The sequence below is a fragment of the Pseudomonas sp. JV241A genome (assembly GCF_900275665.1).
Taxonomy (GTDB): domain Bacteria; phylum Pseudomonadota; class Gammaproteobacteria; order Pseudomonadales; family Pseudomonadaceae; genus Aquipseudomonas; species Aquipseudomonas wadenswilerensis.
In genome coordinates, this window is record NZ_OPYO01000006.1 from 48,544 (window position 1) to 69,167 (window position 20,624).

The 20,624-nt window shown below is 60.3% G+C and carries 22 protein-coding genes; 10 read left to right on the forward strand and 12 right to left on the reverse strand.

Translation table 11 applies throughout. The features are described 5' to 3' along the window. Window positions 1-46: 46 nt before the first annotated feature. From JV241A_RS02515 to JV241A_RS27590, 3 genes are read left to right on the forward strand one after another with little or no spacing between them, the layout of a single operon-like run. Window positions 47-1,252 (forward strand): RtcB family protein, encoded by a 1,206-nt coding sequence (locus JV241A_RS02515; protein ID WP_134061306.1) that lies wholly within the window; start codon window positions 47-49, stop codon window positions 1,250-1,252. 39 nt (window positions 1,253-1,291) lie between these two features. Further along, window positions 1,292-2,089 (forward strand): nucleotidyltransferase domain-containing protein, encoded by a 798-nt coding sequence (locus JV241A_RS02520; RefSeq protein WP_134061307.1) that lies wholly within the window; start codon window positions 1,292-1,294, stop codon window positions 2,087-2,089. A 49-nt stretch (window positions 2,090-2,138) separates the two neighbouring features. Further along, a complete protein-coding gene (locus JV241A_RS27590; RefSeq protein WP_134061308.1) occupies window positions 2,139-3,170 on the forward strand; it encodes a DUF6708 domain-containing protein in 1,032 nt (343 codons plus the stop codon). Here JV241A_RS27590 and JV241A_RS02530 read toward each other — a convergent pair. Beyond that, the gene (locus tag JV241A_RS02530; protein WP_134061309.1) at window positions 3,142-4,047 is read right to left on the reverse strand and encodes a DMT family transporter; all 906 of its coding nucleotides are present in this window, start codon (window positions 4,045-4,047) and stop codon (window positions 3,142-3,144) included. The genes JV241A_RS27590 and JV241A_RS02530 overlap by 29 nt on opposite strands. A gap of 97 nt (window positions 4,048-4,144) precedes the next feature. Here JV241A_RS02530 and JV241A_RS02535 point away from each other — a divergent pair, with 97 nt between their 5' ends. After that, the gene (locus JV241A_RS02535) at window positions 4,145-5,032 is read left to right on the forward strand and encodes a LysR substrate-binding domain-containing protein (RefSeq protein ID WP_134061310.1); all 888 of its coding nucleotides are present in this window, start codon (window positions 4,145-4,147) and stop codon (window positions 5,030-5,032) included. Here JV241A_RS02535 and JV241A_RS02540 read toward each other — a convergent pair. Then, complete coding sequence (locus JV241A_RS02540) at window positions 5,013-5,627, reverse strand: glutathione S-transferase family protein (protein WP_115085125.1); 615 nt, start codon at window positions 5,625-5,627, stop codon at window positions 5,013-5,015. The genes JV241A_RS02535 and JV241A_RS02540 overlap by 20 nt on opposite strands. Window positions 5,628-5,691: 64 nt before the next feature. Beyond that, a complete protein-coding gene (locus JV241A_RS02545) occupies window positions 5,692-6,123 on the reverse strand; it encodes an Lrp/AsnC family transcriptional regulator (protein ID WP_115085126.1) in 432 nt (143 codons plus the stop codon). A 198-nt stretch (window positions 6,124-6,321) separates the two neighbouring features. On the opposite strand from JV241A_RS02545, the gene JV241A_RS02550 reads away from it, so the two are divergent. From JV241A_RS02550 to JV241A_RS02565, 4 genes are all read left to right on the forward strand, one after another. Further along, a complete protein-coding gene (locus JV241A_RS02550) occupies window positions 6,322-7,029 on the forward strand; it encodes a hypothetical protein (protein ID WP_115085127.1) in 708 nt (235 codons plus the stop codon). Between the two features lie 107 nt (window positions 7,030-7,136). Continuing rightward, on the forward strand, window positions 7,137-8,621 hold the full coding sequence (gene amrS, locus JV241A_RS02555) for an AmmeMemoRadiSam system radical SAM enzyme (protein ID WP_115085128.1): 1,485 nt from the start codon (window positions 7,137-7,139) through the stop codon (window positions 8,619-8,621). Next, the gene (locus JV241A_RS02560; RefSeq protein WP_115085129.1) at window positions 8,618-9,742 is read left to right on the forward strand and encodes a PLP-dependent transferase; all 1,125 of its coding nucleotides are present in this window, start codon (window positions 8,618-8,620) and stop codon (window positions 9,740-9,742) included. Before amrS ends, JV241A_RS02560 begins: the two co-directional genes overlap by 4 nt. Window positions 9,743-9,810: 68 nt before the next feature. Continuing rightward, entirely contained in the window at window positions 9,811-11,127 is a 1,317-nt protein-coding gene (locus JV241A_RS02565) for a PLP-dependent aminotransferase family protein (RefSeq protein ID WP_134061311.1), read from the forward strand. Here the strand turns inward: JV241A_RS02565 and JV241A_RS02570 are convergent. Both JV241A_RS02570 and JV241A_RS02575 read right to left on the reverse strand, forming a co-directional pair. After that, entirely contained in the window at window positions 11,056-11,688 is a 633-nt protein-coding gene (locus tag JV241A_RS02570) for a LysE family translocator (RefSeq protein ID WP_115085131.1), read from the reverse strand. The two genes, JV241A_RS02565 and JV241A_RS02570, sit on opposite strands and share 72 nt — an antisense overlap. 427 nt (window positions 11,689-12,115) lie before the next feature. After that, a complete protein-coding gene (locus JV241A_RS02575; RefSeq protein WP_115085132.1) occupies window positions 12,116-12,826 on the reverse strand; it encodes an XRE family transcriptional regulator in 711 nt (236 codons plus the stop codon). A gap of 405 nt (window positions 12,827-13,231) precedes the next feature. Here JV241A_RS02575 and JV241A_RS02580 point away from each other — a divergent pair, with 405 nt between their 5' ends. Both JV241A_RS02580 and JV241A_RS02585 read left to right on the forward strand, forming a co-directional pair. Beyond that, on the forward strand, window positions 13,232-13,519 hold the full coding sequence (locus JV241A_RS02580; protein WP_134061312.1) for a hypothetical protein: 288 nt from the start codon (window positions 13,232-13,234) through the stop codon (window positions 13,517-13,519). Continuing rightward, a complete protein-coding gene (locus JV241A_RS02585) occupies window positions 13,516-13,782 on the forward strand; it encodes a DUF3077 domain-containing protein (RefSeq protein ID WP_134061313.1) in 267 nt (88 codons plus the stop codon). Before JV241A_RS02580 ends, JV241A_RS02585 begins: the two co-directional genes overlap by 4 nt. A 157-nt stretch (window positions 13,783-13,939) precedes the next feature. Here JV241A_RS02585 and ppa read toward each other — a convergent pair whose 3' ends face one another. The 7 genes from ppa to eat all read right to left on the reverse strand — a co-directional run bounded on the left by ppa (window position 13,940) and on the right by eat (window position 20,528). Further along, on the reverse strand, window positions 13,940-14,467 hold the full coding sequence (gene ppa / locus JV241A_RS02590; protein WP_007933577.1) for an inorganic diphosphatase: 528 nt from the start codon (window positions 14,465-14,467) through the stop codon (window positions 13,940-13,942). Window positions 14,468-14,558: 91 nt separating this feature from the next. Next, entirely contained in the window at window positions 14,559-15,374 is an 816-nt protein-coding gene (locus JV241A_RS02595; protein ID WP_134061314.1) for a M90 family metallopeptidase, read from the reverse strand. A gap of 9 nt (window positions 15,375-15,383) precedes the next feature. Further along, entirely contained in the window at window positions 15,384-16,034 is a 651-nt protein-coding gene (locus JV241A_RS02600) for a DedA family protein (protein WP_115085136.1), read from the reverse strand. A 210-nt stretch (window positions 16,035-16,244) separates the two neighbouring features. Beyond that, window positions 16,245-16,703, reverse strand: coding sequence for a GNAT family N-acetyltransferase (locus JV241A_RS02605; RefSeq protein ID WP_115085137.1), 459 nt, complete (start codon window positions 16,701-16,703; stop codon window positions 16,245-16,247). A gap of 94 nt (window positions 16,704-16,797) precedes the next feature. Then, a complete protein-coding gene (eutC, locus tag JV241A_RS02610) occupies window positions 16,798-17,622 on the reverse strand; it encodes an ethanolamine ammonia-lyase subunit EutC (protein ID WP_115085138.1) in 825 nt (274 codons plus the stop codon). An 11-nt stretch (window positions 17,623-17,633) separates the two neighbouring features. Beyond that, the gene (locus JV241A_RS02615; RefSeq protein WP_115085139.1) at window positions 17,634-19,028 is read right to left on the reverse strand and encodes an ethanolamine ammonia-lyase subunit EutB; all 1,395 of its coding nucleotides are present in this window, start codon (window positions 19,026-19,028) and stop codon (window positions 17,634-17,636) included. 51 nt (window positions 19,029-19,079) lie between these two features. Then, window positions 19,080-20,528, reverse strand: coding sequence for an ethanolamine permease (gene eat, locus JV241A_RS02620; protein WP_134061315.1), 1,449 nt, complete (start codon window positions 20,526-20,528; stop codon window positions 19,080-19,082). Between the last annotated feature and the right edge of the window lie 96 nt (window positions 20,529-20,624).

The following is a 20,624-nucleotide window of genomic DNA, read 5'->3' on the forward strand; positions in this document are numbered from 1 at the left end:
GGGCTCAAGCAGCCCGGCAGCAACAGATAAAAGTGGAAGTACGACAATGAACATACTCGAAGTGGCCGGCGGCAAGCCGATCAAGCTCTGGACCGACGGCGTCCCGGTGGACGAGGGCGCCCGTGAGCAACTGCTGAACACCGCGAAGATGCCGTTCATCTTCAAGCACCTGGCGGTGATGCCCGATGTGCACCTGGGCAAGGGCTCGACCATCGGCAGCGTGATCCCGACCCTGGGCGCGATCATCCCGGCGGCGGTCGGCGTCGATATTGGCTGCGGCATGATCGCCGCGCGCACCTCGCTGACCGCCAGCGACCTGCCGGACAACCTGCATGGCCTGCGCACTGCAATCGAGAAAGCGGTGCCCCACGGCAAGACCTTCGGTCGTCGCGACCAGGGGGCCTGGGACAGCGTGCCGGCCATGGCTGACCATGCCTGGCACGACCTGGCGGCGCGCTTCAAGGCAATCACCGACAAGTACCCGAAGCTGGAGAAAACCAACAACCGCCAGCACCTGGGCACCCTCGGCGGCGGCAACCATTTCATCGAGGTCTGCCTGGATGAAGCCAACCGCGTCTGGTTCATGTTGCACAGCGGTTCGCGCGGAGTTGGCAATGCCATCGGCAACCTGTTCATCGAACTGGCCCAGGCCGACATGCGCCAGCACATCGCCAACCTGCCGGACCGCAACCTGGCCTATTTCGAAGAAGGCAGCCGGCACTTTGCCGACTACGTCGAAGCGGTGGAATGGGCCCAGGACTTCGCCCGGCAGAACCGCGCGTTGATGATGCACGCGGTGATCGCCGCCACGCGCAAAGTGCTCGGTAGACCCTTCGAGGCCAACCTCGAAGCGGTCAACTGCCACCACAACTATGTGCAGCGCGAGCATCACTTTGGCCACGACGTGCTAGTCACCCGCAAGGGCGCGGTGTCGGCGCAGAAGGGCGAGCTGGGGATCATTCCTGGCTCCATGGGGGCAAAGAGTTTCATCGTTCGCGGCCTGGGCAACGAAGAGGCGTTCTGCTCCTGCAGCCACGGCGCCGGGCGGGTCATGAGCCGCACCCGGGCCAAGCAGGCGTTCACCGTCGAGGATCAGCGACGCGCCACCGCCCATGTCGAATGCCGCAAGGACAAGGACGTGATCGACGAGATCCCCATGGCCTACAAGGATATCGACGCGGTGATGCAAGCCCAGCGTGAGCTGGTGGAAGTGGTGCACACCCTGCGTCAGGTGGTGTGCGTCAAAGGATAGAGAGGGCGCCTTGAGGCGCCCGAGTGCAAGGATACGAACATGAACAAGGAAGACCGTCACCCACTGCCGGACGCCATGCGCGAGTGGGTGCTTGAAGAGCTGCGCCGGGTCGAGCGCGAGCACGACGTCACCGTGCTCTACGCCTGCGAATCCGGCAGCCGCGCCTGGGGTTTTGCCTCCACCGACAGCGACTTCGACGTGCGTTTCATCTACGTCCCGCGCCAGGATTGGTACCTGCGCATCGATGAGCCGCGCGACGTCATCGAGCGGCCGCTGACCGACGAACTGGACATCAGCGGCTGGGAACTGCGCAAGACCCTGAAGCTGCTGCGCAACTCCAACCCGACCCTGCTCGAATGGCTCGGTTCGCCGCTGGTGTACCGCGCTGAACCGGGTGCAGTGGAGTCGCTCCAGGCGCTGGCGCTGAAGTTCTACAGCGCCAGGGCGGCGCGGCACCACTACCTGTCGATGGCGAAAAAGAACCACCGCGACTTCCTCCAGGGCACGCAGGTGCGTTTCAAGAAGTACCTGTACGTGCTGCGTTCGCTGTTGGCCGTGCGCTGGATCGACCTGGGCCTGGGCATGCCACCGACGGCCTTTGCCGATCTGCTCGCGGGCACCCTGAGCGAGCCGCAGATGCTCGCCGAGATCGATGAGTTGCTGCGCATCAAGCGCCAGGCGGTCGAGGCTGACTACGGGCCACGGCGGGTGTTGCTGCAGCAGTTTATCGACAGCGAATTGCTGCGCGCCGAAACCTCGCCGACCTTGCCGAGGCTGCGCGGTGATACACAACTGCTGGATGACTATTTGCGCGATACTGTGCGGCGTTATTCATAGGAAGCGCGCCTGGCGTGCCTTCCTTGTCGAAAGGACTCGGAACGTTTTCATGCCTGACAGCAAATACCAGCGCCTGCCCCATGCCGGAGACTTCGAGCAAGTCTCCGGTACCCAGATCGTCTACCTGTCGCCCAAACCCTTGCCCACGGGTATAGAAGCCTACAGCTACCGGCATTTGCATCGTGATGCCAATGAGGTCTACCTGGACTTCGGCATCGGCCGGGGCAACTTCGAATTCATGGCCCGCTGCGGTATTGCCGCGGTCATGGGGGTGGTGAGCTGCGTGGTGATGACGGCATTTCTCGGGGCCTGGGTGCGGCGTAGGCTTGAGCCGTTCTGGGAGGGGGTCTACGACTTTCTCGCATCGCCGCCCATCTGGGGTTTTATCGGGCTGCTGGCGTTGATGTACGTCGTCATATTTTGCCTGGCCGTGCGCCAGGTCAGCGTCCAGCCACCGATCCGCTTCAATCGCCAGCGCCGCGAAGTGGCGATGGTGCCGAAGAAGGGCGCTGCACCCCAGTATGTGCCCTGGGAAGAGGTCATCGCCTGTGTTTCGGCCGGGCAATTGGTCACCGAATACGCGGTGATGCCCGAGTTCAAACTGATGATCGGCCTGCGCGACGCGCAAAGCGGTAACGTCCTGTGGCTGACCGTGGCCTGTGGCAGCCTGCGCGGTGCAGTTGCCGAATGGGAGGCGATTCGCGTCTACATGGAAGAGGGCCCGGCTGCCTTGCCTGCGCCGCCGCCAGAAGAGTTCGAGGAGGGCACGGTGGCGTTTTTCCATATGGCCCGCCTCGGCTATCGCGACAACTTTCCGTGGCTGCAGTATGTGTTTGGCTTTCTGTTCGTTCAGGCGTTCGGTGGCTGGACCTTGCCGTGCCATCTCTCCAACTGGGTCAACAATCGCCCCAGAGCGATGTTTCCCAAGGGGGTGCGGGAGTGGTCCAGGCCATTGCCGGTGGATCAGCATGCGGTGCCCAGCGAGGCGCTGCTCAAAGAAAGTGACGAGGTGCGCAAGGCCTTTCGCCGTGGGCAAAACCTGCTGGACTACTTCAAGGTGAAATTTGCCGCGCCGGCTTAGGGCAGGACAAGCCCGGCGTCAGGTTCAAGGCCAGCACGCTGCTCAATACCACCAGTGCCCCGAGCACCACCAGCAGTGAAGGTTGTTCGCCGAGCAAAACGGCGGCAATCAATATTGCGCAGGGCGGGATCAGGTACAGCGCCATGGACGCCCGACTGACGTCGGAATGGCTCAGTACATAAGCCCAACCGAGGTACGCCAGGGCACTGGGAAACACGCCGAGGATCAGTACCGCCAGGTTTGCCTGTGGCGACGCCGCAGTCACCGCAGCGCCAAGGCCTGGCAGGTACACCAGCAACAACGCCGTGCCGGTCCACACGGTGTAACACACCATGGTCAGGCCGTCGTAACGATGGCCGTGAAGTTTCTGCAGGGTGAAGTAGATGCTCCACGACAGCGCGGCCAACAGCACCAGCAGACCATGGGCATCGAGTGTGCCCAAGCCGCGATCAGCGACGGCGACAATGGCCGCACCGAGCATCCCCAGTACCAGGCAGCCCCAATGCCAGGCGCTGACGCGCTGACGCAGGACAAAAAAGCCAATCAGCAAGGTGAACAGCGGCGTCGACTGCGCCAGCACGCTGGAGGCTCCGGCGCTTACTCCGCGCTGGCCAAAGTTGAGCGCCACATGATGCCCAAACACGGCAAAAAGCCCGAGCAGTATCAAGAGCGGCAAGTCCTTGGGGCGCGGCAGGCTGATGCCGCGCCACACCGCAACAAACGCCATGAATAGCGACGCCACGATAAACCGCGCCAGGGCCAGATGTCCCGGCTCGTAACCTTGCAGGGCGATATGGATACCCGCGGGTGAATAGGCCCAGCACAACACCACGAACAGTGTCGCCAGAACGATTTTCAAGGGGTGGGCGCGTGGCATCGCAAGAGGCTCCAGAGGCGTGGAGCTTCAGTATCAGAAAGGTATCTGCTCACCACAATCGACTTATACTGAACGGATCGTTCACTTTGGGTGATGTATGGAGCTGATGCAGATTCGCATGTTCAAGACGGTTTACGACACCGGCAGCATCGCCCGTGCGGCCGAGGTATTGCACTATGTGCCGTCGAACATCACCGCGCGGATCAAGGCGCTGGAAGAGGAGCTGGGCGTGCCGCTGTTCTTGCGTCATGGGCGTGGCTTGAAGATCAGCCCGGCGGGGGAAACCTTTCTCGAATACGCCACCCAGATGCTCGCCCTGGCTGAAGAGTCCAAGGCTGCTTTGAGCCCGCAAGCCTTACCCAGCGGGCGCTTGCGCATCGGCGCCATCGAGTCTTCGGCCAGTGGCCGATTACCGCGATTGCTGGCGGAATACCATGCGCGCTTCCCCGAGGTTTCGCTGGAACTGAGCACGGGTACCTGGTCGCAACTGCTCGATGACGTGCTCAACCATCGACTCGACGGTGCAATTGTCGCGGTGGAGGTCGAGCGCCCGTTGCTCAAGCGCACGCCCATGTATCAGGAGGACCTGGTACTGATCGCCCCTGAATCCTTCGGACCGATTCGCAGCGCTGAAGACCTGCTGGGCAAGGCCATTTTCATGTGGCCGGAAGGCTGCCCTTATCGGGCGGCGCTGGAGCGCTGGCTACTCGAACAGGGGCAAAAGCTGCCGATTGTCGGCATCGCCAGCTATGGCGCCATCGTCAGTTGCGTGAGTGCTGGCGCCGGGGTGTCGCTGGTGCCCAGGGGCATTTTCGAGCAATACCGCAAAGGCGCCGGCTGGACTGGCCATGAGTTCGCCGAACTCAAGGCCATCAGCAACGCCTTCTACTGGCATGCCCAGGCGGGCAGGCATCCGTCAAGGGATGCCTTCGTGCAGATGTTGCGCGAGGGTTTGGCGGCAGGTGCTATTCGATCGGATACTTGAGCATCGCCGGATGGCCTTCAATCTTGTCAGCCAGACGCTGCACATGCGCAAACTCACTGGCCGCAACTACCTCGGCGCACACGTATTGAGTGAATGACCAGGCCACGGCCGTGGTGATCTCCGCCTGGCTCAAGGGCAGGCTGGGGCATTTCGTCGGCTGTTCGGCAAGTAGCCCGTCGAGCTGTGCGTACGCCGCCAGCAACTGCCCGGTCACCCGCTCGAGCCAGGGCGTATGCAGTTTCTCCTGCGGGCGCAGGTTGTGTTCGTAATAGATCTGCACCGACTTCTCACTGGCTGCCAGCGCCAGGCCGATCACCTGCAAATCGCTGGCGCGGGCCAGAGAGTCTTGCGGCAATAGCTTTTTAGCGGGCACGGCCAGGGCTTCGAAGTAATCCAGAATCAGCGTCGAATCCATCAACACCGTGCCATCGTCGAGGACCAGGCTGGGTGCCTTGACCACCGGGTTGATCGCGGCGAACTCGTTAAAATTGCGAAACACTGACAACGCCTGGTGCTCGAAAGTGATGCCGTACAGCTCCAGCGATACCGCGACGCGGCGTACGTAGGGGGAATCGAGCATGCCGATCAGTTTCATGAGGCCTCCATTCATTCAGGACAGGTTGACTGCGTAGAAAGTAGCTGAAGATCGATGTCGCGCTTCACGGCGCCAGTTTTCGTCGCTCGATGGGTTCTGACAGTACGATGCTGGTGCGTGTCTCCCCAAAGGGATTGATCCTGGCGATGGTGTTTTCGATATCAGCCATGGATTTGGCGTAGAGCCTGATCAGGTAAGAATCGTTACCCGTTACGTGCAGGCACTCGACGACCTCGGGTATTTCCTGAAGGAGGGCAATCAACTTGGTTTTGGCTGGCTTGAAGGTGGTCATGCCAACCACGGCCGAGATGCCGTATCCGAGTTTGACGGGGTCGACCTGGGCGCTGTAGCCCTTGATCACCCCGGCATCTTCGAGTTTGCGTAAGCGGTCAGTGGTCGCGGGGATAGAAAGACCAGCGTGCCGAGACAACTCGGTGATGGAAATTCGGCCCGAGGTCTGCACCGCGGCGAGGATTTTTATGTCTATACGGTCCATGTAGATTTCCTCTGGCAAAAGCAAAGAAATTAATGAAAAAGGTGTCTTTTTCATTAAAAAATAATGCATCAAAAAATAGTGCGATGCTAGTCTAATTTCGTCGCTCGAAGAGTCGCTTGGGAACGGCGTTGACATAATAAGAATTATTTCCCGGTCCGCGGATCACGGGCCAGGTCTTTCCTTGGAAATGGAGTTCGTATGGGGAATAAGACGCGCGGCTGCAATAACAATAACTACCCTTCGTTTCGCCAGTACCTCACCGGGCAATTATTTGGCTTTCGCCACTTGAAAGTTGATCAGGTGTGCATGTATCTGGTCGGTGTCGGCCTGTTCTCGCTGGGTGCCAAGTTGTTCATTATGAGTCACCTCGGAACCGACCCGCTGGATGTGCTTATTATTGCCTTCAATCAAATCCTGATGGTCGGCATGGGCGTCTGCTCGGCGATTGTGTCGCTGATCTTCCTGACCTGGTGGATGCTCTGGAACAAGAAATATCCGCCGATCAGCCCGTTCATCACGACCACCCTGACGGGGTTGTTGATCGATCTGTGGACGGTGCTCGACCTGGAGGGCCATGTGGTCCCCCACCTTAATGCCTATGCCATGTTGGCCCTGGGTTTACTGCTTTGTGCCTATGCCTCGGCGCTGATCATCATGAGCGGCGTTGGTATTCGCATCATGGACCTGGTGGTATTGACCATGGTCGCCAAATGGCGCTGGTCATTCACCCAGGCCAAGATGTTCATTGAAATCGGTATCTTTTCAACCGGCTGGTTGCTGGGCGGTCCGTTTGGTGTCGGGACGCTTCTGTTCCTGCTGGTGATCGGTCCGTTGATTCAACCATTCATGACCATCAATGCCCGGCATTTTTCGCTGACCAATCACGGCCTGGCCAGCGCCTCCTGATTTAAAACCATAACAACAACCCTCCTCGGCAGTCAGTGACTGGCGCGCGAGCGGCTGCGTACTTAACCGATGATGTAACTACTGTGCTGATGGATGAGGAATAAACAGTGAACGATCTCAATAATAAAACCTGGACCCTGCAAAGCACCCCGGCCAAGTTGGAAGAGCTGTTGCCGGACGGCGCAGTAAAGTGTCATCTTTCTCCGCGTAACTGTGTCATTCAGGAAGGCAAGCTCGGCTTTTGCAAGGTGCGTGGCAATCGCGGCGGACGTTTAGTTACATTGAACTATGGCAAGGGTGTTCATAGTACCGAGGAGACCATCGAAACCGAGGCTGTTTTCCACTTCGCACCCGGTGAGCGGATTCTCTCGCTGGGTAATATCGGCTGTATGCTCAATTGTGGCTACTGCCATAACTGGAAAACCTCGCAGGCCAAATACGTTACCGATAAGGACGTTTATTACTACACCCCCGAACAGGTCGTGGAAACCGCGTTGCAGCACGGTATTCGCGTACTGTCGTGGACCTACAATGATCCAGTGGTCTGGCATGAGTTTATTCTGGACACGGCCAAGCTGGCCAAAGAAGCTGGCTTGATCAACCTGTACAAATCGGCCTTTTTCATCAGCGAGGAAGCGATCGATGAACTGTTGCCGGTCATCGATATTTTCTCGATCTCGCTGAAGTCCATTTCTCCCGAGTATTACCGCAAGGTCACCACCGGCTGGGTTGAGCCGGTGCTGGCGGGTATCAAGAAAGTCTATGACGCGGGCAAGTATGTCGAAGTCAGCACGTTGATGGTGACCGATATCAGTGATGACGAAGACACCGCACGCACGATCAGCCAGTGGGTCCTGGATGAGCTGGGCCCAGAGGTGCCGTTGCACTTTGTGCGCTTCCACCCCGACTACAAGATGAGCAACAGCATCCGCACACCGGTTGACCGGTTACTCAAGGCCAGGGACGTTGCCCGGTCGATGGGGGTCGAGCATGTCTATCTGGGCAACGTGAATGATGTCGACGGTACCAATACCAGTTGCAACAACTGCAGCGCCTTGCTGGTCACCCGCTACGGGCTGAACGCCAGGAATATCGGCCTGGATAGCCAGGGTTGCTGTACTCAATGCGGTCATGATGCCCACTTCAGGTTGTTGCCCGAGCTGCCCGCTGGCCAGCCGGTCGAGTTGCGCGAGGAGGCGTTGACTGCGTACGAGAAAAGGAAGTTTGGATGGCACGGCGACATCGTTTCATTGCACGCCCAGGTTCTCAACACCCTTGACCGGGAGCAAAGCGTGTACCTGCGTCGAAACTATGCCGATGGCCACAGCAGCGAGTGGAAAACCCTGACGCTGCGGCCGTTTGAAAGCTATCGGTTCATCATCGCGAAGGCTCGAGTGGACGAGTTGGGCCCTGAAGTCTGGCTGCCAGCGGGGGTGAATTCCAACCTGCATGAAGTGTTTGACCGTGCCCATTTTCCCACTGAATCGATCGAGGAAATCGGCATAGCGCAAAACGACATCACGCCAGCCGTCGGCTATGAAGGCAAACAGAACATGTATGAGCAAGTCATCAAACTGGTGAGCAAGGCATGAACATTTCGACCGAGATGTTGCACATCCGGGTGGATGACCATGGCGCTCAACCCGCGGTCACGCCCCTTTATCAATGCAGTGCTTTCAGCGCCGACTCGGCATTTTTCTATTCGAGAAAGGCGAATCCCAACGTCAGCGAGCTTGAACAAGTCGTTGCGGCCCTTGAAGGGAGCGAACATGCCCTGGCCTACGCCACGGGCATGAGTGCACTCTACATGGTGCTCGAACTGCTCAAACCGGGCGATTCGCTGGTGATCAACAGGCTTATCTACGGTTGTTCGTACAAACTTTTCCAGCGTTACGCAGCACGCCTGGGTGTGCAATTGAGCATCCTCGACCTGAGCTGTGCGCAGGGGTTGGCAGCCTTGCCGGCGAAGGTCGACATGGTGATATTTGAAACACCGACCAATCCGTTCTTGAAGGATATCGACATCCAGGCCGTTTCGACGGCGGTCAAGAGCATCAATCCCCAGGCGTTGATCGTGGTCGACAACACCTGGGCGACGCCGTTGTTTCAAAAGCCGCTGGCCTGGGGCGCGGATATTTCGCTGTACAGCGCCACCAAGTACTTCTCAGGGCACAGCGATGTCATGGGTGGGCTGGTAATGGTCAATGACCAGGCACTTTACCAGCGCTTGCTGGAAGGGCGCTTTTATTCGGGTTCAATCCTGACGCCCCATAGCGCCTGGTTGTTGCGCAGAAGCATGCAGACCTTTGAGTTGCGCATGGAGCGGCACGGCAAGACCACCGTGCAAATGCTCAACTATCTGAAGGACCTCCCCTATATCGAGCGGGTTTACTACCCGCACATCGATGGCAAGCAGCTGACAGGCTATGGCGGGATCGTGTTTGTCGATATTCGCCGTGACCTGGTGCCGGTCTATAAAACCTTCACACGCTCGCTCAGATGGTTCGGAACCGGTACAGGCATGGCGTGTGTCACGTCGATGGTTGCCCAACCCTTTAGCGGCAGCCATGCGTCAATGACTGACGAAGAAAAAGCGCTGATGGGCATTGGCCAGGGGTTGGTGCGCTTGTGCTTTGGTCTGGAAGCGCTGGAAGACCTCCAGGATGACCTGCTGCAAGCGTTTCAGACGGCTGAGCAAGCGACACGCCAATAGCGCGCAAAAGTGTCGGCAATTGAACAACGGGCTCAGGTGGCCCGTTGTTTTTTTACAGGAGCGACAAGGTGTCGACTATCAGTGAATCTTCTGTTTTTGATGAGCCAGTGTTGAATGTCATTCATTTGTTGAACTCATTGACGGGCGAGCATCCGCAGGCAATTTCACTGGCCTCTGGCCGTCCGGACGATGAGCAATGCGATCCGGCGTCGATCGAGCGTGGCCTGGCCAGTTACACGCGGTATCTCGATCAGCCTGCATCGGTGGCGACATTGCTGTGCCAGTACTCGGCAACGGCAGGGATCATCAACGAGTTACTGGCCGAGCACATGCGGGTCGACGAAGGCTTGTGTCCGGTTGATCCGGACTGCCTGGTGGTGTGTCAGGGTTTTCAGGAAGCAGTGACACTGGCGCTGCTGGCACTGTTCGACAAGGGTGGGGTGCTATTGGTGCCTGACCCGGTGTTTTCCGGCATAACCGGGATTGCCAAACTGTTGAAGATCGAGGTTGTTGCCGTACCCATGGCCACTTTTCTCGACCCGCGCGCGTTGCGCCATTTCATCAGCACCGTGCAGTGTCAGGGGCGTAAGGTGCGGGCGATTTATGCCATTCCTGACTTCAGTAATCCGACTGCCGACAGCCTGTCCTTCGATGCCCGGCAGGCCATGCTGGACATCGCCCGGGCGTGCGATTTCTATGTGCTGGAAGACAATGCCTACCGTTACTTCAGGTACGAAGGCGATCGGCTGCCTGCGATGAAGGCACTCGACAGCGAGCGGGTCTTTTATCTTGGCTCGTTTGCAAAATCGATCTTCCCCGGCTTGCGCATGGGCTATGTGGTTGCACCGCAAGGCGTTCATGCACCCGAGTGGGCGGCCAGATTGCGTAAAAGCAAAAGCCTGGTGAGCGTGCATACACCGGCGCTGTGCCAGGCGGTCGTCGGCGGTTTGCTGCTGGATAACCAGTTTTCCCTGGTGCAGTTGAACGCCGCTCGCGTGGCGGCCTATGCACGCAAGCGCGATTACATGCTTGAGTGCCTTGCACAGGCATTCGCCGATCAGCCCGGGGTGTCGTGGAATCGCCCGGCAGGCGGCTTTTTCATCAATCTGAAACTGCCCTTTGAATTTACCCAGGCGCAGATGAAAGAGTGTGCCATCGCCTTCAGGGTCATCGTTTTTCCGGTCGCGTTGTTCTCATTGTTGGGACACGGCACCCGGGAAGTCCGCTTGTCCTTCAGCAATGTGTCGCTCGAGCAGATCCGCGTTGCCATCGAACGCTTTGGCGCCTACGTCGATACACAGCTCGGTTGCGGTTCACGCAGCGCTACTGAGCATCACGCCACTGACGATCTGGTACGCGCCGAGCAGGCTGATCGCGGTGCCTGAGCAGTAGTTGATCAGTCGCAGCTTTGCGCCGGACATCCTGGCTTTGAAGGCGGAGGAGAAGCCGCTCAACCCCAGCCACCATGCCGCAGAACCGAGAAAGATTCCGGCGACCATCAGTGCCACTGACAGGGTACTGCCTTGCTCGCCGCCGATACCGTCACTCATGGCGGCAAATATGGCGATGAAGGACAGGATCGTCATCGGGTTCGACAGCGTCAGGAACAAGGTGGTGGTATAGGCCGTGAGCATGTTGCTTCGCTCTCCCGTCAGGGACTCGGCTTTGTCTTTCGATCTGATTATCTGATACCCCACATACGCAAGGAACGCGCCGCCGAAGATACACAACCAGGGTTTCCAGCTGACCAGCGTGGCAATGAGCGCAGTAATGCCGAGCGCCCCGATAAAGCCGTAGATCGAGTCGGCGGTCGCCGCGCCCAGGCCAGTGGCAAAGCCTGCGCGCCAACCCTGGGAAAGACTGCGTTGAATGCACAGCAGGCCGATCGGTCCGACGGGCGCGGCGATGCAGAGTCCGATGATCAATGATTTGAAGAAAATCAGCATGGTGGCGCCTCCGTAAGTTGTTGATTAAAGATTAAGAGGAGTTCGCGCCTGTATTAATGAGGTTTTAAATGATTTTTGCGATTTAGCCGTCGAATTTAATGTAGTGCCGGGGATGTTCCTGAAAAATGAAAGCGTACCGGTAGCCTTGGAGATGAATGTCTTCCGGGCATATTCAGCAGGGGCGGGGGCGTGGAATCGCAGGCATTAAAAAGCCGGCTTGTGGCCGGCTTCCGGGGACGGGCTTGGCTAATTTTTGGTAAGCCGCAACCGCCTTAAAATCGTTGCTCCGGCGCTGGGGCCGGGAGGTGGCGGGCAAGCTGTGGGGTGCCGCGCCAGGGCCGCGGGCGGGCTGGGCCGCCGGGCTAAATGTGCGGCGTAGCATACTGGGATTGGCCGGCGATGCCCAGCAAAAAATCACCCCCGACGCTCAAGCCGGGCGGCTGTCGCGCAGATGGCCCCACCAGAAAACCCAGCCGAGTACTTCCAGGCGCTGGGTCTTGAGTTGCGCCGGGCTGTAGGTTTCGGTCGGGTATTCGTCGCTGTCCTGACTGTGCAGGCGCAAGGCGCCGTTGGCGCGGCGGCTGAGGCTGTTGATGCGCAGGCGGCCGTTGTGCAGCAGGGCGTAGATTTCGCCTTCGACCACGCGGGTGAGGCTGCGGTCGACGGCCAGGGTTGTGCCGCGTGGCAGCAGCGGGCTCATGTTGTGCCCGGGCATGCTCAGGCACAGGGCGTCGCCAGGGTCGACTCCCAGGGCGTCGAGGGCGCGGATGGGCAAGCGCAGGTAGCGGTCATCAAGCGGTTTCAGCTGGCGGGCCTGGATACCGTAGAACGGCAGCTGGATGTCGTTGTAGTTGTGCGCCGCCAGCAGGCTGGCATCGGGGCCTTCGACGCCCGGGCGGGCGGCCTGGCTGTTGAGGCGCGGCAAGGGGTTGGGGTGCTTGGGGCCTTCGCCGTTGCGCAGCCAGCGGCTGCGCACGCACAGCAGTTCGGCGATTTCATCCAGGCGCGCCAGGGGCACGCCGCGTTTGAACCAGTTGTTGACATGCTGCGGCGTGACCTTGCGCTGTGCGGCAAAGTCGGAAGGGGACAGGTTGCACTCGCTCAGGAGCGCTTTGAGACGATCACCGGATGTATTCATGAGGCCCGAGTCTAGTGGGCTTGCATAGCCCGGGCTATAAACGCGAGGTTCATTTTGAGGGCGGGAAATTGTCTGGCTTACAGGTGTTTGCTTAGGCTGGTGTAGGAGGTTTCGCGGCAAAAAAATCCACTTAAATGGCGTTCGGAACTATCCTACGCACGCTGCTGCCTTTTCACTGTTGTTCGAAAAATGCATCGGGTCTAACTTCCTCGGGTCGCTTGTGGGCTACCGGGCGTGAGAAACCCGATGACATTAGAGCAGCCATGTTATGGCGGCTGTGCGCGGGCAGACTTCGGTCTGGCCGAGTTTCCTATGTCCTCGGTTTCTCACCCCGCGTACAGCTGCCACCCTAATCTTGTGAGAAGGATTGAGGTGGAGGCTCCTGAATTGACTGGGAGTTAAGCCATGAAGAAGATCGTCCCCGATCCACCGTATTCCGATATTTCCCGCAATAGCTTCACCACCCCTTATTTCTCCATTCACAGCGACCTGATCCCTCCTGATTCCCTGGCCTACGCCAGCGAACTGCTGCGCGGTATTCACGAAACCACCGACGAATTCTGCCGAACCCACGTCAATGAACCTGGTCAGGGCATGCTGATGAATGTGCTGCATTCGGCCGAGATGGCCAGGACGCTGGTCGAGCATGCGTTGCGCAAGCTGCAGGCCGTGGAAGAGGGAGTAGTGGCATGAACGAGGATTCGTGCGACGAGACGGTAGGTGTCACAAGCTTTATCAGCAGCCAGCAATTGCCCATGGGGCTGTTTCGGATTACGCCAGGCGTGCCGTGTGATTACGCGCTGGAGCAGGCTTCAACCCTGCTGGGATGTGTGCACAAGCTGACCCGGGCCGGGGTTATGGATGAAGACGGCGACATGATGTGGGCCGCTTTTTATCTGAGCGGGTTCGCCAAGGCGATTGTTGATGATGTGGGTTTGGGAATGAATAGGGCTTGAGAAGGTAGTTGCCTTTGCTGTGGGAGCGGGCTTGCCCCGCGATGCGATGTGGCTGACGGTCAGCTATCGCGGGGCAAGCCCGCTCCCACCTTGAATGGGGTGTTCTTGCCCTGAAATAAAAAGCCCCGCATTTGCGGGGCTTTTTGTTGAGGGTTGCTTAGCCTTTGTAAGCTGCAACCGACTTGGTGATCGCGGCGCGAGCGGCGTCAGCGCCATCCCAGCCTTCGATCTTGACCCACTTGCCTTTCTCGAGATCTTTGTAGTTCGCGAAGAAGTGCTCGATCTGCTGGATCAGCAGGGCAGGCAGGTCGGTGTATTCTTTGACGTCGACGTACAGTTGCGACAGTTTGTCGTGCGGTACGGCGATGACTTTGGCGTCGCCGCCGCCGTCGTCGGTCATGTTCAGGATGCCGACCGGACGGGCGCGGATTACCGAGCCTGGAGCAACCGGGTACGGGGTAACAACCAGCACGTCGAGTGGATCACCGTCGTCGGCCAGGGTGTTGGGGATGTAGCCGTAGTTGGCCGGGTAGAACATCGGGGTGGCCATGAAACGGTCAACGAACAGGCAGTCGCTGTCCTTGTCGATCTCGTACTTGATCGGCGCGTGGTTGGCTGGAATCTCGATGGCGACGTAGATGTCGTTCGGCAGGTCTTTGCCAGCCGGAATCTTGCTGTAGCTCATTGGGCAGTGCCCCCATGTTTGGCCAAAAATTGGTCGCGATTATAGGCACATTCCAGCGCGCTTGCCACGCCCGGCCGGATGTCCGGCAGGCTCAGTCCTGCGCGTCCTGGTAATGCGGGTGATGGTGCTGCAGCTGCTGCAGGCGGGCGAGCGGGTCCTGGCGGTAGAAGCCGCGCAATTGCTGGTACACCGCGGGGTAGGCGTCGTTGAGCAGGTCCGGGGCGCTGAAGAAGTATTCGCTGGTGACGGCGAAGAATTCTGCCGGGTTTTCCGCGGCATAGGGGTCGATGGCGGTCTCGGCATCGGGGTTGCGGTCGAGCTGCCGGTTGAGGTCGTCGAAGGCTTCCTGCATGGCTTGGGCCCAGTCGCTGACGCGCAGGTCGCTGTGCAGCGGCGGCAGGCCGTTGGCGTCGCCATTGAGCATGTCGAGCTTGTGCGCCAGTTCGTGGATCACCAGGTTGTAGCCTTCCCAGCCGCCGCTGGCCAGCACCCCCGGCCAGGCGAGGATCACCGGCCCCTGTTGCCAGGCTTCGCCGCTGTGCTCGCCGTCCCACTCGTGCTCGATACCGCTGGCGTCGCGATGGCGCTGCGGGCTCACGAAGTCGTCGGGGTAGAGGATGATTTCGTGAAAACCCTGGTACCAGTTCAGCTCGCCCAGGTGCAGCAGCGGCAGTTGCGCCTGGGCGGCGAGAAACAGCCGCTGCTCGCCGTCCAGCTCGACCCCGGGCAGGGCGCTGAGGTGCTTGTCGTGCAGGAACAACACGCAGGCTTCACGCAGCCACTGGTCTTCCTCGTCGCTGAGGCCATCGAGCATCGGCAGGCGCTCGCGCACCCGCTGCCAGCGCTGCGGGTCGAGCGGATGTCGGGCCAGGGTGCGACGACGGCGCCAGGCGCTCAGCGACCACATAAACCGGGCTTAGTGAACCTTGGCTTCATTGCGGCCCATGCGGCTGCGCACTACACCGATGATCATCGGCACCAGCGACAGCAGGATGATGGCGACGATCATCAGCGACAGGTTCTGCTTGATGAACGGCACGTTGCCGAAGAAGTAGCCGAGGGTGACCAGGCCGCCGACCCACAGTACGGTGCCGGCGACGCTGAAGCCGAGAAAGCGCGGATAGTGCATTTTCGCGATGCCGGCGACGAACGGTGCGAAAGTGCGCAGGATCGGCAGGAAGCGCGCCAGGGTCACGGTCTTGCCGCCATGACGCTCGTAGAAATCGTGGGTCTGCTGCAGGTAGTCGCGGCGGAAGATCTTCGAGTTGGGGTTACGGAACAAGCGTTCGCCCGCCGTTCGGCCAATCACGTAGTTGGTGCTGTCGCCGAGAATGGCCGCAGCCATCAGCAGGCCGCCGAGCAGCACCGGGTCCATGCCGCCGCCCGCAGCCACGGCGCCGGCGATGAACAGCAGGGAATCACCCGGCAGGAACGGCATGACCACCAGACCGGTCTCGCAAAAGATCACCAGGAACAGGATCGCGTAGATCCACGGGCCGTAGTTGTTGACCAACAGGTCCAGGTAGGCGTCGAGATGCAGAATAAGGTCCAGCGGGTTGAAATCCATGTACAGCACCTGTGTTCTTGACCCGAGCGACGGGCTTGCGATGGCTGGCAGTGCGAATGCGGACGGTCGCTACCCGGAAGATGGGTAAAGTTTCACACACAATGAAGAGGCGCATTATACGGCTACGAACAGATTGTGCCTGCGCAGTTTGTAGCGGCGGATGTCGAATGAATGTGAACGGCAGGCGTGGTGCCTGCCGTTGCGCTCGGATCAGTCCGAGTTGATAGGCAGGATGTAGCTCTTGAACTCGGTGTCTTCGTGAAAACCGATGGATTCGTAGGTTTTCATCGCCACTTCGTTGTCGCTGCTGGTGGACACCCGCAGGCGCACGGCGTTGGTTTCCTTGGCCAGCTTCTTGGCTGCGCGCATCAGGTGGTCGGCCACCAGCATGCGCCGGGAGTCTTCGGCGACATAGATATCGTTGAGGATCCACACGCGCTTGAGCGACAGCGACGAGAAGCTCGGATAGAGCTGGCAGAAACCCATCAGCTTGCTCTCGTCATCGTCCGGCAGGGCCAGGTAGATGATCGACTCGCCACGCTCCAGGCGTTTCTCGAGGAACGAGCGCGAGGAGTCCGGGTAGGGCAACTGGCCGTAGAACTCGCGGTATCTGACGAACAGCGGAACCAGTATGTCCAGGTGTTCCAGGGTTGCTTGGATGATTCGCATAAGCAGGCCTCAGAGTCCATGGGAGTTTACGGCAAGTCGCCGACAGCCTTGGTAGATGCTGCCTGAAAGCAATTAGAAAACGCAATCTAGGATCTCAAGGTTTACTCAGCAGGAAATTTCCGCTTTTCGGCGTATCCGAATCTGACTCAAGTGTTTGCACCTGGGCTTCATCCTTCAGATTGACCCCCGACAGCTGCCGCCGACAGGCCTCGCGCATCAGGTATAACAGGCGATGGGCAGCCATGCCGTAGCTCAGGCCTTCCAGGCGCACGTTGGAGATGCAGTTGCGGTAGGCGTCGGTGAGGCCGACCTTGGGGTTGTAGGTGAAGTACAGCCCGAGGCTGTCCGGTGAGCTCAGGCCCGGGCGTTCGCCGATCAGGATCACGGTCATTTTCGCCCCGAGCAGTTCACCCACCTCATCGGCTACCGCCACCCGGCCTTGTTCCACCAATACCACCGGTGATGTTGACCAGCCGTCGGCGGCGCTCTGTTCTTCCAGGCGGGCGAGAAACGGCAGGGTGTGGCGGTGCACGGCCAGGGCCGAGAGGCCGTCGGCGACGACGATGGCCAGGTCAACGCCACCGGGGTTGGCCTGGGCATGCTCGCGCAGCCGTTGTGCTGAATCTTCGTGCAGCCGGCGCCCCAGATCGGGGCGTTGCAGGTAGCTGTGGCGATCGGCGGCGGCGCTGTGCAGCAACAGGCTGTCACGCCCGCGCTCGCTCAACTGCTCGCGCAGGCCGGCATGGTCGAAGGCCAGGTGCACGGCGTCGCGGGCCTGGGCGTGAGCGAACTGAAAGTCGAGCTGGGCGCCGGTGGGCAGGCTGGTGCCGGTGCGGCCCAGGGCGATGCGCGCCGGGGTCAGGCGGCGCAGCTCCAGCCAGGGATTGGCGCTGTTGTCGTGTTGTGGGGTGTTGGCCATAGTCAACTCGCTTATCCCAGTTGCGCCAGGGCCTGGCGGAAGGCCGGTGGCAGGTTGTCACCGAAACGCACCCGGCCGTCGGCCTGGGTGAAGATGCCCATGCGCGCCAGCCAACCCTCGAACTCCGGCGCAGGTTTCAGGCCCAGGGTTTGCCGGGCGTAGAGCGCATCGTGGAACGAGGTGGTCTGGTAGTTGAGCATGATGTCGTCGGAGCCGGGGATGCCCATGATGAAGTTGATTCCGGCAACACCCAGCAGGGTCAGGAGCATGTCCATGTCGTCCTGGTCGGCTTCGGCATGGTTGGTGTAGCAGATGTCGCAACCCATGGGCACGCCGAGCAGCTTGCCGCAGAAGTGATCCTCAAGGCCGGCGCGGATGATCTGTTTGCCGTTGTACAGGTACTCGGGGCCGATGAAGCCGACCACGGTATTGACCAGGAACGGCTTGAAGTGCCGGGCCACGGCGTAGGCGCGGGTTTCGCAGGTCTGCTGGTCGACGCCATGGTGGGCATTGGCCGACAGGGCGCTGCCCTGGCCGGTCTCGAAGTACATCAGGTTCTGCCCGAGGGTGCCGCGGTTGAGGCTCAGGCCGGCGTCGTAGCCCTCCTTGAGCACATTGAGGTTGATGCCGAAGCTGGCGTTGGCCGCTTCAGTGCCGGCGATCGACTGGAACACCAGGTCCAGCGGTACGCCACGGTTGATCGCCTCAATCGAGGTGGTGACGTGGGTGAGCACGCAGGCCTGGGTCGGGATGTCATAGCGCTGGATGATGGCGTCGAGCATTTCCAGCAGCGCGCAGATCGAGGCGATGCTGTCGGTGGCCGGGTTGATGCCGATCATGGCATCGCCGTTGCCGTAGAGCAGGCCGTCGAGGATGCTCGCGGCAATGCCGGCCGGCTCGTCGGTGGGGTGGTTGGGCTGCAGGCGGGTCGACAGGCGCCCGCGCAGGCCCATGGTGCCGCGAAAGCGGGTGACCACGCGGATCTTCTGCGCCACCAGCACCAGGTCCTGCACACGCATGATCTTTGAGACTGCCGCGGCCATTTCCGGGGTCAGGCCCGGGGCGAGGGCGCGCAGGCTGTCTTCGTCGGCGGCCTCGCTGAGCAGCCAGTCGCGCAGACCGCCGACGGTCAGGTGACTGACGGCGGCGAAGGCATTGGCATCATGGGTGTCGATGATCAGCCGGGTGACTTCATCGTCTTCGTAAGGGATCAGTGCTTCAGTCAGAAAGTGCTTGAGCGGGATATCGGCCAGGGCCATCTGCGCCGCCACCCGTTCGCCATCGTTGCTGGCGGCGACACCGGCGAGAAAGTCCCCCGAGCGCGCCGGGCTGGCTTTGGCCATGACTTCTTTCAGGCTGTCGAAACGGTAGGTCTGGTTGCCTGCCGTGTGTACAAAACTTGCCATACAGAATCTCCAGAACGCCGCAGGGCTGGCCTGCGGCGTAGGTGGCGTTGATCAGTGCAGGGCCTCTTCGGCCTTCTGGATCGCGGCGAATTCTTCTTCCGGGGTCCCGGCGACCAGGTGGTGCCGGCTGTAGAAAGCAAAGTAGGCAATCAATACCGCATAAATCACTGCGGCGCCAATCACTACCCGTGGGTCGACCAGGAAACCCGCCACCACGGCGATGCAGGCCAGCACCAGGGCCACGCCCGAAGTGAAGATACCGCCAGGGGTACGATAAGGACGCTCCATTTTCGGCCGGCGGATGCGCAAGGTGATGTGCGCAGCCATCATCAGTACATAAGACAGCGTAGCGCCGAACACCGCGACCAGGATCAGCAGGTCACCCTGGCCGGTCAGCGACAGGGCGAAGCCGATGATCCCGGGGATTACCAGGGCCAGCACCGGGGCCTTGCTCTTGTTGGTTTCCGACAACTTGCGCGGCAGGTAGCCGGCACGCGACAAGGCAAAGATCTGCCGCGAATAGGCGTAGATGATCGAGAAGAAGCTGGCGATCAGGCCGGCCAGGCCCACCAGGTTGACGAAGCCGCCCATCCAGGTCGATCCGCCGTAGGCTTTCGACAGCGCTTCAACCAGCGGGTTGCCGGAGGCTTTCAGCGCTTCGGCACCGGCGCCGCCAGGGCCGACCACTAGGATCAGCAGGGCGAAGGCCAGCAATACCAGCATGGCGCCGATCAGGCCGCGGGGCAGGTCGCGTTTGGGGTTCTTGGTTTCTTCGGCGGCCAGCGGCACGCCTTCGACGGCGAGGAAGAACCAAATGGCGTAAGGGATCGCCGCCCACACCCCGACATAGCCGAACGGCAGGAAGCTGCTGGCGCCGACAGCGTCGGTCTGGGCGATATCGAACAGGTTGTTGACGTCGAAGTGCGGGACCATCGCCACCAGGAACACGCCCAGGGCAATGGCAGCCACGGCGGTGATGATGAACATCAGCTTGAGCGCTTCACCGACACCGAAGATGTGGATACCGATGAAGATGATGTAGAAGGCCAGGTAGATCATCCAGCCGCCGATGCCGAACAGTGACTGGCAATAGGCGCCGATGAACACGGCAATGGCCGCCGGGGCAATCGCGTATTCGATGAGGATCGCCGTACCGGTAAGAAACCCGCCCCAGGGCCCGAATGCGCTGCGGGCAAAGCCGTAGCCGCCACCGGCGGTGGGGATCATCGACGACAGTTCAGCCAGCGAGAAACACATGCACAGGTACATGGTCGCCATCAGCAAGGTGGCGAGGAACATGCCACCCCAGCCACCCTGGGCCAGGCCGAAGTTCCAGCCTGCGTAGTCGCCGGAAATCACGTAGGCGACGCCCAGGCCCACCAGCAAAACCCAGCCGGCGGCGCCCTTTTTCAGTTCACGTTGTTGGAAGTAATCGGAGCCGACCTTTTCGAAGTCGACAGAAGAGCCTGCCGGCACGCTGCCGGTATGATCGCTTGGCATAGGGTTCACCTGTTCTTTTTATCAATACCGGCGGGTGCCGGTTTGTCTGGTGATGGTCTTGCAGGAAGCGAGCCAGAGCGGCCCCGGGTCGGGACC

Excerpts from the sequence above, each read along its gene's own strand:
- JV241A_RS02560 (WP_115085129.1), top strand. The coding sequence starts at position 8,618 with ATGAACATTTCGACCGAGATGTTGCACATCCGGGTGGATGACCATGGC.
- ppa (WP_007933577.1), bottom strand. The coding sequence starts at position 14,467 with ATGAGCTACAGCAAGATTCCGGCTGGCAAAGACCTGCCGAACGACATC.
- JV241A_RS02535 (WP_134061310.1), top strand. The coding sequence starts at position 4,145 with ATGGAGCTGATGCAGATTCGCATGTTCAAGACGGTTTACGACACCGGC.
- JV241A_RS02530 (WP_134061309.1), bottom strand. The coding sequence starts at position 4,047 with ATGCCACGCGCCCACCCCTTGAAAATCGTTCTGGCGACACTGTTCGTG.
- eat (WP_134061315.1), bottom strand. The coding sequence starts at position 20,528 with ATGCCAAGCGATCATACCGGCAGCGTGCCGGCAGGCTCTTCTGTCGAC.
- JV241A_RS27590 (WP_134061308.1), top strand. The coding sequence starts at position 2,139 with ATGCCTGACAGCAAATACCAGCGCCTGCCCCATGCCGGAGACTTCGAG.
- JV241A_RS02605 (WP_115085137.1), bottom strand. The coding sequence starts at position 16,703 with ATGCGAATCATCCAAGCAACCCTGGAACACCTGGACATACTGGTTCCG.
- JV241A_RS02570 (WP_115085131.1), bottom strand. The coding sequence starts at position 11,688 with ATGCTGATTTTCTTCAAATCATTGATCATCGGACTCTGCATCGCCGCG.
- eutC (WP_115085138.1), bottom strand. The coding sequence starts at position 17,622 with ATGGCCAACACCCCACAACACGACAACAGCGCCAATCCCTGGCTGGAG.
- JV241A_RS02545 (WP_115085126.1), bottom strand. The coding sequence starts at position 6,123 with ATGGACCGTATAGACATAAAAATCCTCGCCGCGGTGCAGACCTCGGGC.
- JV241A_RS02540 (WP_115085125.1), bottom strand. The coding sequence starts at position 5,627 with ATGAAACTGATCGGCATGCTCGATTCCCCCTACGTACGCCGCGTCGCG.
- JV241A_RS02615 (WP_115085139.1), bottom strand. The coding sequence starts at position 19,028 with ATGGCAAGTTTTGTACACACGGCAGGCAACCAGACCTACCGTTTCGAC.
- JV241A_RS02600 (WP_115085136.1), bottom strand. The coding sequence starts at position 16,034 with ATGGATTTCAACCCGCTGGACCTTATTCTGCATCTCGACGCCTACCTG.
- JV241A_RS02575 (WP_115085132.1), bottom strand. The coding sequence starts at position 12,826 with ATGAATACATCCGGTGATCGTCTCAAAGCGCTCCTGAGCGAGTGCAAC.
- JV241A_RS02595 (WP_134061314.1), bottom strand. The coding sequence starts at position 15,374 with ATGTGGTCGCTGAGCGCCTGGCGCCGTCGTCGCACCCTGGCCCGACAT.
- JV241A_RS02515 (WP_134061306.1), top strand. The coding sequence starts at position 47 with ATGAACATACTCGAAGTGGCCGGCGGCAAGCCGATCAAGCTCTGGACC.
- JV241A_RS02520 (WP_134061307.1), top strand. The coding sequence starts at position 1,292 with ATGAACAAGGAAGACCGTCACCCACTGCCGGACGCCATGCGCGAGTGG.
- JV241A_RS02550 (WP_115085127.1), top strand. The coding sequence starts at position 6,322 with ATGGGGAATAAGACGCGCGGCTGCAATAACAATAACTACCCTTCGTTT.
- JV241A_RS02585 (WP_134061313.1), top strand. The coding sequence starts at position 13,516 with ATGAACGAGGATTCGTGCGACGAGACGGTAGGTGTCACAAGCTTTATC.
- JV241A_RS02580 (WP_134061312.1), top strand. The coding sequence starts at position 13,232 with ATGAAGAAGATCGTCCCCGATCCACCGTATTCCGATATTTCCCGCAAT.